This window comes from Undibacterium sp. TJN19 (genome assembly GCF_049339485.1).
GTDB lineage: Bacteria > Pseudomonadota > Gammaproteobacteria > Burkholderiales > Burkholderiaceae_D > Undibacterium.
Genome location: NZ_JBMPPL010000006.1, coordinates 220,554 through 234,114, shown reverse-complemented (window position 1 = coordinate 234,114; position 13,561 = coordinate 220,554). Strand labels below are relative to the sequence as shown.

The 13,561-nt window shown below is 48.8% G+C and carries 9 protein-coding genes; 7 read left to right on the top strand and 2 right to left on the bottom strand.

Going from position 1 to position 13,561, the window contains the following annotated elements; all coding sequences use genetic code 11:
- Window position 1: 1 nt before the first annotated feature.
- Window positions 2-3,520 carry a DNA polymerase III subunit alpha gene (dnaE, locus tag ACO0LH_RS17820; protein WP_422942469.1) on the bottom strand — a complete coding sequence of 1,173 codons (3,519 nt, stop codon included), beginning with the start codon at window positions 3,518-3,520 and terminating at the stop codon, window positions 2-4.
- A 277-nt stretch (window positions 3,521-3,797) separates the two neighbouring features.
- Between dnaE and ACO0LH_RS17815 the strand changes: the two genes are divergently transcribed.
- The 7 genes from ACO0LH_RS17815 (at window position 3,798) to ACO0LH_RS17785 (ending at window position 12,560) form a co-directional block, all read left to right on the top strand.
- Window positions 3,798-5,822, top strand: coding sequence for a TonB-dependent receptor plug domain-containing protein (locus ACO0LH_RS17815; RefSeq protein ID WP_422942468.1), 2,025 nt, complete (start codon window positions 3,798-3,800; stop codon window positions 5,820-5,822).
- A gap of 3 nt (window positions 5,823-5,825) precedes the next feature.
- Window positions 5,826-6,806, top strand: coding sequence for an ABC transporter substrate-binding protein (locus tag ACO0LH_RS17810; protein WP_422942467.1), 981 nt, complete (start codon window positions 5,826-5,828; stop codon window positions 6,804-6,806).
- Window positions 6,803-8,131: a diguanylate cyclase gene (locus ACO0LH_RS17805; protein WP_422942466.1), complete on the top strand. Its 1,329-nt coding sequence runs from the start codon at window positions 6,803-6,805 to the stop codon at window positions 8,129-8,131. The genes ACO0LH_RS17810 and ACO0LH_RS17805 overlap by 4 nt, the downstream gene beginning before the upstream one ends.
- Window positions 8,132-8,307: 176 nt before the next feature.
- Window positions 8,308-10,041: a glutamine--tRNA ligase/YqeY domain fusion protein gene (locus ACO0LH_RS17800; RefSeq protein ID WP_422942465.1), complete on the top strand. Its 1,734-nt coding sequence runs from the start codon at window positions 8,308-8,310 to the stop codon at window positions 10,039-10,041.
- 19 nt (window positions 10,042-10,060) lie between these two features.
- The gene (locus tag ACO0LH_RS17795; protein WP_422942464.1) at window positions 10,061-10,648 is read left to right on the top strand and encodes a hypothetical protein; all 588 of its coding nucleotides are present in this window, start codon (window positions 10,061-10,063) and stop codon (window positions 10,646-10,648) included.
- A complete protein-coding gene (locus tag ACO0LH_RS17790) occupies window positions 10,645-11,703 on the top strand; it encodes a DUF262 domain-containing protein (protein WP_422942463.1) in 1,059 nt (352 codons plus the stop codon). The genes ACO0LH_RS17795 and ACO0LH_RS17790 overlap by 4 nt, the downstream gene beginning before the upstream one ends.
- Window positions 11,704-12,395: 692 nt before the next feature.
- On the top strand, window positions 12,396-12,560 hold the full coding sequence (locus ACO0LH_RS17785) for a hypothetical protein (RefSeq protein ID WP_422942462.1): 165 nt from the start codon (window positions 12,396-12,398) through the stop codon (window positions 12,558-12,560).
- 83 nt (window positions 12,561-12,643) lie between these two features.
- Here ACO0LH_RS17785 and ACO0LH_RS17780 read toward each other — a convergent pair whose 3' ends face one another.
- A complete protein-coding gene (locus ACO0LH_RS17780; protein WP_422942461.1) occupies window positions 12,644-13,450 on the bottom strand; it encodes a hypothetical protein in 807 nt (268 codons plus the stop codon).
- Between the last annotated feature and the right edge of the window lie 111 nt (window positions 13,451-13,561).

The following is a 13,561-nucleotide window of genomic DNA, read 5'->3' as shown; positions in this document are numbered from 1 at the left end:
ATCAGGCGTACTCAATTTTGACGTTTTTCATCGACAGCCATTCGCCCAGGCTCTGGCGCAAATTGTCGTCCGGGTTGACGCGCCATTGATCAGACAGATACATCTCTGCACTGGCATTGGCGTTCTGGTAGCGTATCAATACAGGGCAACCGTCGGCATTCAGGTGGGGCTTTAACAATTCCTGCAATTTTTTGGTATCGGCACCAGCCGTCAAGGTCAGGCGCAAGCCCTGGGAAAACTGGACGCGGGCGCGGCCTATGTCCATCACTTTTTCAGCAGAGATGCGCAAACCACCAGAGAAACGATCTTCCGACACTTTGCCCAGCACCGCCAGGAATTCATCTTCCTTGAACAGGGATTTGAATTCTTCCATGATCTCGCTGTACACAGTCACTTCCACCACGGCTGTGCCATCATCAAGCGTGACGATCAACAACTTGCCACGCTGCGTCATTTGCGTACGCACGCCAGTAATGATGCCGCAGATCAGGCGCAAATCGCGTGAAGGTTCCACCTTTGCCAGGGTAGTCTTGATGAATTGACGCACCTCTGGCGCGTAAGAGTCAAACAAATGGCCGGACAGGTAAAAACCCAATGCCAGCTTTTCTTCGGTCAGGCGCTTCTTGTCGGTCCAAGGTGCCACTTGCAGATAGTCTGGCGGCGGGATCAAATCATCGTCATCACCAAACAGGCTGACCTGGTTTGCAGCGGCCTCTGCCTGCTCGGCGGCTTCCAGCGCAAAATCCACGGTTGCCAGCAAGACAGCACGGTCCTTGCCCAGACAATCCATGCCACCGGCACGTATCAGCGATTCCACAGTACGGCGGTTGACCTGGCGTTTATCGACGCGCTTGCAAAAGTCAAACAGATCAGTAAACGGGCCGCCATTCTTGCGTGCTGTAACAATGCTCTCAATCGCATTTTGCCCCGAGCCTTTGACCGCGCCCAGACCATAACGGATTTGCGAAGATTTTTTACCAGGCTCAGCCACCGGTACGAAGCGGTATTCAGACTGGTTAATGTCTGGCGGCAGCAGTTTCAGTTTGCAGATATCGATCGCATCTTCTACCAGAATCTTGACCTTGTCGGTATCATCCATCGCCAGCGACATATTGGCGGCCATGAAGGCAGCAGCATGATGGGCCTTCAGGTAAGCCGTGTGATAAGACAGCAATGCATAGGCGGCGGCATGGGATTTATTAAAACCATAGCCCGCGAATTTTTCCATCAAATCGAAAATTTCATCGGCTTTTTCTTGCGGTAAGCCATCCTTGGCAGCTCCGTCACGGAAAATCTGACGATGCTCGGCCATCTCTTCAACCTTCTTTTTACCCATGGCACGACGCAGCAAATCGGCGCCACCGAGTGAGTAGCCACCGACCACCTGCGCCATCTGCATAACTTGTTCCTGATACACCATGATGCCGTAGGTTTCAGACAAAATGCCTTCGGTACGCGGATCAGGATAATCAAAGCGTTCGCCGTGCTTGCGTTTGCAGAAATCTGGAATCAGGTCCATAGGGCCCGGGCGGTACAAGGCCACCAGCGCGATAATGTCTTCAAAGCGATCAGGCCGTGCATCTTTCAGCATGCCTTGCATGCCGCGGCTTTCCAGCTGGAACACAGCCACGGTTTTGGCCTTGGTCAGCAATTCATACGATGGCCTGTCATCCAGCGGCAATTTGGCCAGATCGAAATCTGCCATGGCGGGGTCCAGCATCTTGATATAACGAACTGCCCGGTCTAGAATGGTCAACGTCGTCAAACCCAAAAAGTCGAACTTGACCAGGCCAACGGCCTCCACATCGTCTTTATCATATTGGGAGACCACGCCGGAATCGCCACCCTGCGTATATAAAGGGCAAAAATCGGTCAGCTTGCCTGGCGCGATTAACACACCACCGGCATGCATACCGATATTACGCGTGATACCTTCTACCTGCTGCGCCAGGTCGAGCAGGGTTTTGACTTCTTCTTCATTTTCCTGACGTTCGGCCAGCAAGGGTTCTTCAACAATGGCCTCGGCAATCGTCACCTGTTTGCCTGGTTTGAACGGGATCAGTTTGGAGACGCCATCGCAAAACATATAGCCAAAATCCAGCACCCGGCCCACGTCGCGTATCGCGCCCTTGGCGGCCATGGTACCGAAGGTGGCGATCTGCGACACTGCTTCTTTACCGTAACGGTCTTTCACGTATTGAATAACGCGGTCACGACCTTCCTGGCAAAAATCAATATCAAAGTCGGGCATGGATACCCGCTCTGGATTAAGAAAACGCTCGAACAGCAGGTTGTATTGAAGCGGGTCAAGATCGGTAATCAGCAATGAATAAGCGACGAGAGAACCTGCACCTGAACCACGGCCCGGGCCTACCGGCACACCATTGTTTTTCGCCCACTGGATAAAATCGGCCACGATGAGAAAGTAACCGGGGAAACCCATCTTGATGATGGTGTCGGTTTCAAACTTCAGGCGCGCCTCATAACGGGCACGTTCTTTCTCACGCTTTTCTTCATTCGGGAACAAATGCTGGAGCCGGAACTCCAGCCCGCGCTGGGATTCGTGCACCAGAAAATCATTGATGGTCATGCCATCAGGGGTAGGAAAATCTGGCAGCTTGGGCTTGCCCAGTTCCAGTGTCAGGTTGCAACGTTTGGCAATTTCTACTGAATTGCGCAAGGCACCCGGCATGTCGGCAAACAATTCTGCCATTTCTGCCTGGGTTTTAAAGCACTGCTGGTCGTTGAAGCGGCGCACGCGGCGACCGTTCGCCAGCATATCGCCATCAGCAATACAGACCCGCGCTTCATGGGCAGTGTAATCATCTTTATTGATAAATTGCACCGGGTGGGTCGCCACGACAGGCAATTTCAACTTGCTGGCCAGGCCTACGGCAGCACGCACATGATTTTCCATGTTCGCCTGGCCTGCCCTTTGAATTTCTATATAAAAATGACCAGGGAAGATAGCAGACCAGCGTTGGGCATTTGATTCTGCAAGATCCAGGTTACCATTTTCAATCGCGATGCCAACATCACCAAAATGCGCGCCTGACAAGGCAATCAGGCCACCACCCTTGCCTTCTTCATGCAATTTCTGCAACCATTCATAACGGATTTCTGCGCGGCCACGATGCTGGTTCGTCAGCCAGGCTTCAGCCAGCAATTCGCATAATTGCAGATAACCCTGGCGATTTTTTACCAGCAATAGCAGGCGCGATGGTTTATCGCGGTCAGTATCATTCGTTACCCAGATATCACAACCGGTAATTGGCTTAATACCCTTGCCACGTGCGGCCTTGTAAAACTTCACCATGGCAAACAGATTTGCCAGGTCAGTAATCGCCATGGCTGGCTGTTTGTCTTTTGCACCCGCTTTGATGACATCATCAATGCGTACCAGGCCATCCACGATCGAATATTCGGAATGGATACGTAAATGCACGAATGCTGGTTCATAGGGCTTGGCGACGGCAACTTCCTGGCCAGCTTCAGGGGAAATAGTTAATTCTGTAGTCATCCCGCTATTCTACAGCCTTGCCCCCGCTCTCCAGAAGCTTTGCATCATTCAAACTTGTTGCATACAGATAACAAAATTGCCAGAAAAATGCATGTATCTTAATAATCTAAACCAAATCGCAGGGCTGCAAGCAAAAAAATAACCTAAAAACAACAATTCTCAACAAACTGTAAAAGAGATGAAAAACTTAATAAAGTTTTCAGCTTTGCACTTAAACTCTGGATTGGGCTTGTTGTGTTACTCTAAATCAACAAACTTTCTGATGCCGGAGCCTATCTTGTCAGCTGAAAAAATCAGCCCCATTTATCTTTACCGAGGCATACTCTTGCACGCCAGATATGGTGCGTATGCCCTGCTCTTGCTCGCTGCCACGCAGGCACACGCTGCTACCGGTGGTGAAGAAGCGGTTTTGCTAGATGATATTCCGGTGGTTCTGTCTGCGTCGCGCCTGTCGCAACCAGTCAATGAAGCTCCGGTTGCCGTCACCATCATCGACCGGCAAATGATCAAAGATTCCGGCGCCTGGGATTTATCTGAAATTTTCCGGCTGGTACCGGGCATGTATGTGGCCTATCATGCTGACCCGTATTTCTCCGCAGACAGTACCGTTGCCTACCACGGCATGGTCACGACCACTACATCAGACCGCATGCAGGTATTGATTGATGGCAGATCGGTGTATTCCACCTTGTTTGGCGGCGTCAACTGGAGTGATCTGCCCATCGTTCTCGACGATATTGAACGCATAGAAGTCATACGCGGGCCTGATTCTGCCAGTTATGGGGCCAATTCTTATTCTGGGGTGATCAATATCATTACCCGGCATCCGACAGAGACCCAGGGCAAGATGGTGTCCGTGGCGGCCGGCAATGGCCGCAAAGAAGCGATTGTCCGCTTTGGTACCAAAAATGGCGCCTTAAGCTACCGGCTCACCGCCAGCGTTCGCGAAGATGCCGGGGAAGACGCCAATATCAAGAATGCCACCTCAGCCTTTACTTTCTGGACGCTGAACAAATACGACAACAAAACCATACAAAACCTGAATTTGCGTGCAGATTACCAGCTCAATTCTGCGGACACCTTTGAATTGCAGATGGGCTATAACGGCGGCCCGCGTGAGGTAGGTGAGTTCAATAACGTCTCTGCCATCAGTCGCAAGGCTGAAAACCATTTTGAGATGCTGCACTGGCGTCGCGCGCTCGAAGGTGGGGGTGAATTGTCGGTACAAGCTTTTCATACCGTTGAACGCGTTTATGCCAGCCTCAAGGATTCTGATGGCGTCAGCAATGGAGATGCCATACTGCGTCGTTATGATATCGAAGTGCAGCATACCTTCTCGGCATTTCAGGATGCACGACTGGTCTGGGGTGGTAGCGTGCGTTATGACCAGACCTATGCACCGTATTACCTCGGCGTCGGTGACAATCAATATTTATTCGGTGACTTCCCCTACCATTTGCGCCGCTTTTTCGGCAACCTCGAATGGCGCGCCCGCCCGGACCTGATTTTTAATGTCGGCGGCATGATGGAAAATAACAGCTACACCGGCACAGACACCACGCCGCGCTTTGCTGCCAACTGGCATTTCCAGCCCGGACATACGTTTCGCTTCAGCCATTCGCGGGCAACGCGTTCGCCTTCCGTATATGAAAAAGTCTATGACGCCTATTGGCGTGGCCCCAATTTTTACCCCGGCCTGCCAGAAATGCAGACTGAACGCGTGAAATCAACCGAAGTTGGCTATATGGGCAAGCTAGGCAAGGTCGATGTCGATTTCCGCCTGTTTTATGATGATTACAGTCAGCTTATCGATGTCAGAAACAAACGCTCTGCTGCCGGTGGCAACCTGAATGCAGGCAAAGCCATCATGCGCGGTTACGAAATGCAGCTGAAGGCTCCGCTGACTGACAAAACCCGTCTCATCTATGGCTTATCTGGCGGTGGTGTGAAAAGCGACAATGTCAATGGTGTCGTGTATAGCGATTCGCTGCCCAAATACAGCCAGAGCCTGCTGCTCAGTCACAAGTTCAATGACCAGTGGAGTGGCAGTCTGGCTGGCTATCAGGTCGCGCAAACCAAATTTAATGCCACTGACTATAATCCCTCAGAAAACCGTGGTTACTTCATTAATGGCAATAAGCGACTTGATGCCAGGCTCAACTATCAGTTCAAGCTGGCTGGCAGTCAGGCCGAATGCTCATTGATTATGCAAAACCTGGGTGACGCACGGTATTTTGAATACCGTCATGACAATGAAGTGCCGGGGCGCGTCGTCAGACTTAACTTCAGGCTGGATCTTTGAGATATGCTGTTCCGGCATGCCAGGCAACTTACGCAAAAATTTACGGTGCTTGCCAGCCTGGGCATGGCATTTTTTCTTTTGCTCCTGCCCGGAAAATGCCTGGCGATAGATAATCTCACCATATTGCTAAGTGAAGATGGGGCAGCCTATACAGAATTTGCGACCAGCCTCAGCAACCTGCTGGCGCAAGGCAATACAGCAAAAACCTCGGTCAAGATCATCAGCCTTCCCAACTTCAAGTATGAAGACTTGTCACGCAATGCCAATAACCAGTTACTGATCGCGGTCGGTACACCAGCCATGACCACCATGGCGCAAAAACCGCCTGCGATGTCTGTATTAAATGTCCTCGTTACCCATAACGCTTTCCAGAAAATCGCCAGGCAATATGGCCGTAATCAAGACCCGCATCACTTCTCGGCGATCTATTTTGATCAGCCATGGAACCGTCAACTAGCGCTCATCAAGGCAGCACTGCCCAATCGCAACCGCATAGGCCTGTTATCAAGCAAGGAAACTGCCGACCTGCTACCTGGCTTAACCACCGCGGCCAAAGAAGCCGAACTGCAAATCAATATGGAAACCGTCAATGAAGATGCCGACCTGCTACCTTCCTTGCGCAAGCTTTTGAACAACAGCGATGTCTTGCTGGCAGTTCCCGATGCGGCTATCTACAACCGCTACAACATTCCCAGCATTTTGCTCAACAGTTACCGCCAGAAGGTGCCTTTGTTCGGGTTTTCAGCATCCTATGTCAAGGCCGGTGCGCTGGCGGCGGTGTTCAGCACCGCCAGCCAGATCAGCCAGCAGACCACAGAGATTATTGCCAGCCTACCCACGCATGGCTATTTACCTTTACCGCAATATCCGCGTTACTTCACAGTGAACGTCAATGCGCAAGTTAACCGTTCCCTGAGTCTGGATGTGGAAGATGAAAGCAACCTCATGCGCAAGTTGAAGTCCGCTACGGAGCGTGCCCCATGAAGAACTGGCCACTCGCGCACCGCATATTATTACTGGCGCTGGCACCGGTCTGGATTATTTCTGTCCTGCTGGTGCTGCTGGTCGTCATTGTCGGCATTACTGAAATTGATGGGGCATTGAAAGCACGTGGGGTCGTCATCACCAGGCAACTCGCACCCGCCAGTGAATATGGTGCTTTTTCAGGCAACCGCGAAGTCTTGCAGGCGCTGACACAATCGGTCATGAAAGAAGATGATGCCAAAGCCGTCATCATTACCGATGCCAATAATAAAATACTTGCCGTCAGTGGCAAACCCAGCAAGATCAGCCCTGAACTTGCCAACGCTGCCGATAACGGCAAGGTCATCAAGGGGGAACATGGCTCACTGATTTTTGGTGCGCCAATTTACCAGGGCAAATCCACCAATGAAGCCTTTGACTTGTTTGACCGTGTCCCCAATGAAGACAGCAGCAAATTAAAATTGCTGGGTCATGTTTATCTGGAATTGAGCGCTGAGGCTAGTCGCCAGAGCAAGAATGTCTTTGTCACCATCAGCATACTGATAGGCCTGGTAGGCACCGCCTGTGCATCGGTACTGGCGATGCGCATGAGCCGCGACCTGACGCTGCCCCTGTCACGTCTGCTGGTCGGCGTACACCTGATGGAAAAAGGGGAATTGGGCACGCGCATAGAAGCCTCTTCCGGCGGTGAATTGCAGGAGCTGGAAGCCGGTTTTAACCAGATGGCAGAAAAGCTGGAAGCCAGTCACAAATCCATGATGGAAGTCAATGCCAATCTCGAAAGCCTGGTCATCGCCCGCACCCATGAACTGGAAATGCGCAATCATGACCTGGAATTATTATCGAGCACCGATCGCTTGACCAACCTGCACAATCGCCTGAAACTGGAAAAAATACTGGAAGAAGAACACCAACGCAGCCTGCGCTATGGCACCTTCTTTTCCATCGCCATTGTCGATATCGACAAATTCAAGCAGGTCAACGATACTTTTGGCCATCAAACGGGCGACAAGGTGCTGGTCGGTATCGCCAGTATCTTACAAAACCACGTACGCAGCATGGATGCCGTCGGACGCTGGGGTGGTGAAGAATTTTTGATTATTTTCCGTGAAACCAATATCCACGCCGCTGTCGCCATCGCAGAAAAATTGCGTTGCGCTATTGCCAACCATGAGTTTGAACAGGTGGGCGTCAAAACAGCAAGCTTTGGCGTCACCACTTACCAGCACCCTGACGGCATCAATGAAATGATGATACGTGCCGACAATGCTCTTTACTATGCCAAGAAAAGCGGCCGCAACCGGGTCGAATACAAGGCAGACTGATCAAGCAGGGCAATATTGCCCTAACACCTACAAACGTGGTCATTCAGACAAATCAAAGCAGACTGAAATCAGCGCTATCTGCCAGTGACACCAAACAGTCGCGCCTTCCATGCTGCGCTACGGTAAAATGCTTGTCATCTCCATATTTAAAAGATCATATTAATTGATCAACACCTATGAGCAACGATATCAAAAATAACGCCAACACTGCTGTACCAGCACCCATTTCGAATTTTCTGCGCGCCATTATCGACAACGACCAGGCTGCGGGCAAATATGCGCGTGATGGTTTGCCCACGGTCATCACCCGCTTTCCGCCTGAACCAAATGGCTATTTGCACATAGGCCATGCCAAATCGATTTGCCTGAACTTTGGCCTCGCACGCGATTACGCTGGCCGTTGCCACCTGCGCTTTGATGACACCAATCCTGAGAAAGAAGACCAGGAATATGTCGACACCATCATGGACAGCGTCAAATGGCTGGGCTTTGACTGGAATAACAAAGGTGAAGAACACCTGCACTATGCGAGTGACTATTTTGACCGTCTGTATGAAATCGCCGAATACCTGATCGGCGCAGGCCTGGCCTATGTCGACAGCCAAAGTGCCACCGACATGGCGACCAACCGTGGTGATTTTTCCAGACCAGGTGTGAACTCGCCTTTCCGTGATCGCGCACCAGCAGAGTCACTGGATTTGCTGCGCCGCATGAAGGCAGGTGAATTCAAGGATGGTGAACACATCCTGCGCGCCAAGATAGACATGGCGTCGCCCAACATGAATTTGCGCGACCCTGCCATCTACCGCATACGCCATGCCCACCATCATCGTACTGGCGACAACTGGTGCATCTACCCCATGTATGACTACACGCATCCACTCTCAGATGCGATAGAAAACATCACCCATTCAATTTGCACGCTGGAATTTCAGGACCACCGCCCTTTCTATGACTGGATCATAGAACGCGCTGCTGAAGGTGGTTTCTTCAAAAAACCAGTACCGCAACAATATGAATTCGCCCGTCTGAACCTGACCTATGTCGTCACCAGCAAACGCAAGCTGCGCCAACTGGTAGAGCAAAACATCGTCACCGGCTGGGACGACCCGCGCATGCCTACCATCGTCGGCATACGCCGCCGTGGCTACACGCCAGAATCCTTGCAATTGTTCTGCGAACGTATCGGTGTCACCCGCTCAGATGGATGGATAGACTACAGCACGCTGGAAGGCTGCCTGCGCGAAGATCTTGACCCCAAAGCACCACGCGCCACCGCCGTGCTACGCCCGCTGAAGCTCATTATCGACAACTTCCCGGAAGGCGAAAACATCGCCTGCACCGCACCTATCCATCCGCACCACCCTGAACTGGGTAACCGCGAATTCACGATAGGCAAAGAACTGTGGATAGAACAGGAAGACTTCATGGAAGAGCCCGTCAAAGGCTACTTCCGCCTCTTCCCAGGCAACAAGGTGCGTCTGCGTTATGGCTATGTCGTTGAATGCACAGGCTGCGACAAGGATGAAAACGGCAATGTCATCGCCGTGCATTGCAACTACTTCGCCGACAGCAAATCTGGCACCGAAGGCAGCGCCAATTACAAAGTCAAAGGCAATTTGCACTGGGTCAACGCTGCCGACGCACTGGAAGCCGAAGTACGCCTGTACGACCGCCTGTTCACAGATGCCAACCCCGATGCCGGCGGCAAAGACTTCATGGCCTTGCTAAACCCGAATGCGCTGGAAGTAGTACGCGCCTATGTAGAACCTGGTCTAGCAACGATCACACCAGATACACGTTTGCAGTTTGAACGCCACGGCTATTTTGTGGCAGATCGCGTGGATTCTGTTGTTGGCAAGCCTGTGTTTAACAGGGTGACGACGTTGAAGGATTCGTGGGGAAAGTGATTCTATAAGGGAAGTGTAAATGTTACATCGTGACGCAATTCAGTTGGGATTCAAAAACGAAAATCCATTAGATCAAATTGCAAGAAAAATTTATGTTACCTACCCTTCCTTTGTATTTGAAAAGAACTTTGAACTTAAGTTTGAAATTTTTAACGAAATTGCAAACAGATGGAATATTCCAATAAATCAAATTTTAATCACCGGATCGGCGCATACAGGTGAAAGTTTTCACAAAGCAAATCAATTTACAAGTGGTGAATCTGATTTAGATGTTGCCATCATAAGCGAACGTCTTTTTTTGGAATACTTAGACTACGCCTGCAAAGCAACGAATGGATATAAGGATTTGTCAAAATTTGAGCGCAGAGATGGCAAGAGTGTCTACGACGGTTTCGTAAACAATTTGGCGAGGGGCTTTTTTCGCCCAGACCTCATGCCACTATGTCAAGCAAGAACTTCATGGTTTGATTTTTTTCAAAAAATCTCTCAAAAACATTTAGCAAAATTTAAAAGTATAAACGCTGGCATTTATTCGACTTTACAGACTTTTGAATACAAGCAAATTGAAAATATTAATAATGCAAAACAGTTAATTGGAAAAAAATGATTAAATATCAAATTCGTTCTAGAGAACTGCTGGATGTCGCAAATGAAATTAAGACAGGTAGACTTATTATCTCTCCATACTTTCAAAGAGATTTAGTATGGCGTGAACTGCATAAAATTGATTTCATAAATACCATCTTACTTGGGTTTCCTTTTCCTCAAATATTTATCTCAAGGGGAAAAATTGATGTTGATACGATGACGTCGACTTCTTGTGTAGTCGATGGCCAGCAACGCATGAACGCAATAATGGGTTTTCTCAAGGATGAATTCTCTATCGCGGGGAAAAAATATAGTGAATTTACCCCTACAGAAAAAGAAAAATTTCTCAAATATGAAATTCCAATTATCGATCTTGATCTAGCGGAAGACGATCCACAAATCATTCAAATCTTCCAACGACTAAATAGAACGTTTTATTCTTTGTCTAAAATAGAAAAACTAGCCACCGAATATGCGCCGTCAGAATTTATGTTTGTTGCAAAATTTCTGTCAAAACAATTAGTACTAGAAGAAGAAAATGCACTCACAATTGATCCAAATGTACCACCGTCTTTCTATGATTGGGCGAAATCAAAAAAGATATCCTATTTTCATAAATGGTTAATTGACGGAGATATATTTTCAAATTATGAACTTTCCAGAAAAGTGCATTTACAATTTGTGTTAAACCTGATGGCCACGGTAATGGGAGGCTTTTTCAACCGAAATGATCTATCTGAACGTTACTTATCAGATTTTTCAGAATCATTCGTACGCAAAGATGAAATAGTAAAAAAACTTGAGGATTCAGCCCAAATATTTAATAGATTTCGCTTCCCCAAAAAATCATATTGGTTGAACAAGTCAAATGCTTTTAGCTTAATTATTGTAATTGCTAAACACTTAGATAGTTTGGACGAATCCAAGCTTTTAATAATTAAAGAATCACTTATTGAATTCGAAAGAGATGTTTCTCCCGATTACGCATTGGCAGCAAAAGAAGGTGTAAATAATACGAAAGAAAGAAGTATAAGGGATGCTGAATTAACTTCTCTTTTCTTACATGCAATGTAAATCGTCATCGGATATCCCAAGATTGCGTGGCTAAATAACCGCATAAAATTCTTCTGTCTCGTGTAAATCCAGTACGTAGGGTGCGCTATGCGCGCCCTATATCTTTAGAAAAATTCCGATGCAGAATTATCGACGATCTCGCATTCAGAGTGCCATCTATTTCTTAACTGTCATCGGCTTTCAAAAACGTACAATATTAACAAACCCATTATTACGATAAGCGATGCGAACAGCAATTCAGATAGCCCGTCACTTTCATCCATTTGATATTGATGCATGGGGATTACCTATGATTGCTACCATCAGGAGAAGCTGATTTTTCCTTGCGTCGGGCTATAATAAAATACCCGGCATCTCAAGACTGCACCGCTGAATTAAGAGCACAAGGCATTTCCGCTTCACGTAATTCAAGAGGAGAATTCGGCATCTAGCGAAGTCTTTTTTGGGGGCATTGAATCCGCGATGATGAGGAATTTACAAAGCACTTGGAGTATATACATTGGAACCCTGTCAAGCATGGCTTGGTAGCTAGTGCGGTCGATTGGCCGCATTCAACATTTCATGTTTACGTTAAACAGGAAATACTATCCCCAGATTGGGGGACCGATAGCAAATTACCTGTAACAAATGATTTTGGCGAGTAGTACTTGGTGCGAATGACGCATCTTACTTGCTATCTATGAGAACAGCATATGGAACAGCATCAGCAAGACCTGAGCGACCCTATCGCAGAAAAATTGCGTGATACCGCAACAATGGAAAAAATTATGCAACGTGCTGTCAAGGACGCCGTTGATAAAGCGCAGCATATGGGGTTTCTCCCGCCTCCACCATCTGCTGCGACAAAAGAGTCTTAAGACCAATACGCTTCTTGTGGAAGGACGCGCGATGCGCGACGCCCCGAACTGCTTAAGCAGCGTAGTCAGTTTCGATTATTGAATCAATAAGCTCTGTTACTGGCAGACTTGGCGCGTTGACCGGCGAACTGCCCTCGTCCAAAACCTGTCAAATTCCAGTGTCCGGCCACACCACCTGTCTTGAGATTGATGTTGCCGTCGAAACTGGCTGAGCCTGCCAGCCCCTTCCCTGTCATTTGCACGACACCATTTGTCGATACTTTACCGGTAATCGTGAAACTGCTATGGGCGGTGCCTGAATCGGCAGAACCAAAGATATTGCCGGTGTGATCAACGTGGATATAAAACGTACCTGTATCGGCACCGTTATAGCTGCCGTAGTAATCACCAAGAATACCCGTATAGCCAGCTTCACTGGCCTCGTTTTGTGCAGATTCTTTGGCGAGCAGTGTTGCCTGTGAGCGAAGCTGGTTAAGATTGATTCCGGTTTTGCCAGGCGAGTCTGTTTCGACATTCGCTGTTATCTCTGCAAACGATTTTGCTGCTGGAGGTGCAGGCAATTTCTCGGCTGATGCCGGGGTCAATGTCGTTCTGGGCGGCTGCACAGATTCTTTTTGAACCGAAGGGGGCGGCGTTTGATGCTTTTCTTCTTGATGCTTTGCTGCTTGATACTCTGCTTTTTCATGCTCTTTTTTTGATAGCGATGGATCTGTTTGTGGCATAACAGGTGCCAGAAAAGTCACTGTGCTTCTGGATGCATTCTTGTCTGTCTGGGGAGCAGTGCTGCGGGATAAAGCCAGGAAGAACAGGACGTGCATCATCAGGATGACGAACAAAGGCCGTATCCTGATATAGGTAGTTTCATGCAATGCTTGCTGCGTTAATGTCATTCACTTATCCACTGTCTTGCATGCCTTCCATCGCTCACGATGAAGGCTCTTGTGTTGCCGCGCCAGCTTTTTATTTCACTGATGGCTGCCTGCACATATGCGCAGGTAGCC

Excerpts from the sequence above, each read along its gene's own strand:
- ACO0LH_RS17810 (WP_422942467.1), top strand. The coding sequence starts at position 5,826 with ATGCTGTTCCGGCATGCCAGGCAACTTACGCAAAAATTTACGGTGCTT.
- ACO0LH_RS17785 (WP_422942462.1), top strand. The coding sequence starts at position 12,396 with ATGGAACAGCATCAGCAAGACCTGAGCGACCCTATCGCAGAAAAATTG.
- dnaE (WP_422942469.1), bottom strand. The coding sequence starts at position 3,520 with ATGACTACAGAATTAACTATTTCCCCTGAAGCTGGCCAGGAAGTTGCC.
- ACO0LH_RS17790 (WP_422942463.1), top strand. The coding sequence starts at position 10,645 with ATGATTAAATATCAAATTCGTTCTAGAGAACTGCTGGATGTCGCAAAT.
- ACO0LH_RS17780 (WP_422942461.1), bottom strand. The coding sequence starts at position 13,450 with ATGACATTAACGCAGCAAGCATTGCATGAAACTACCTATATCAGGATA.
- ACO0LH_RS17800 (WP_422942465.1), top strand. The coding sequence starts at position 8,308 with ATGAGCAACGATATCAAAAATAACGCCAACACTGCTGTACCAGCACCC.
- ACO0LH_RS17805 (WP_422942466.1), top strand. The coding sequence starts at position 6,803 with ATGAAGAACTGGCCACTCGCGCACCGCATATTATTACTGGCGCTGGCA.
- ACO0LH_RS17795 (WP_422942464.1), top strand. The coding sequence starts at position 10,061 with ATGTTACATCGTGACGCAATTCAGTTGGGATTCAAAAACGAAAATCCA.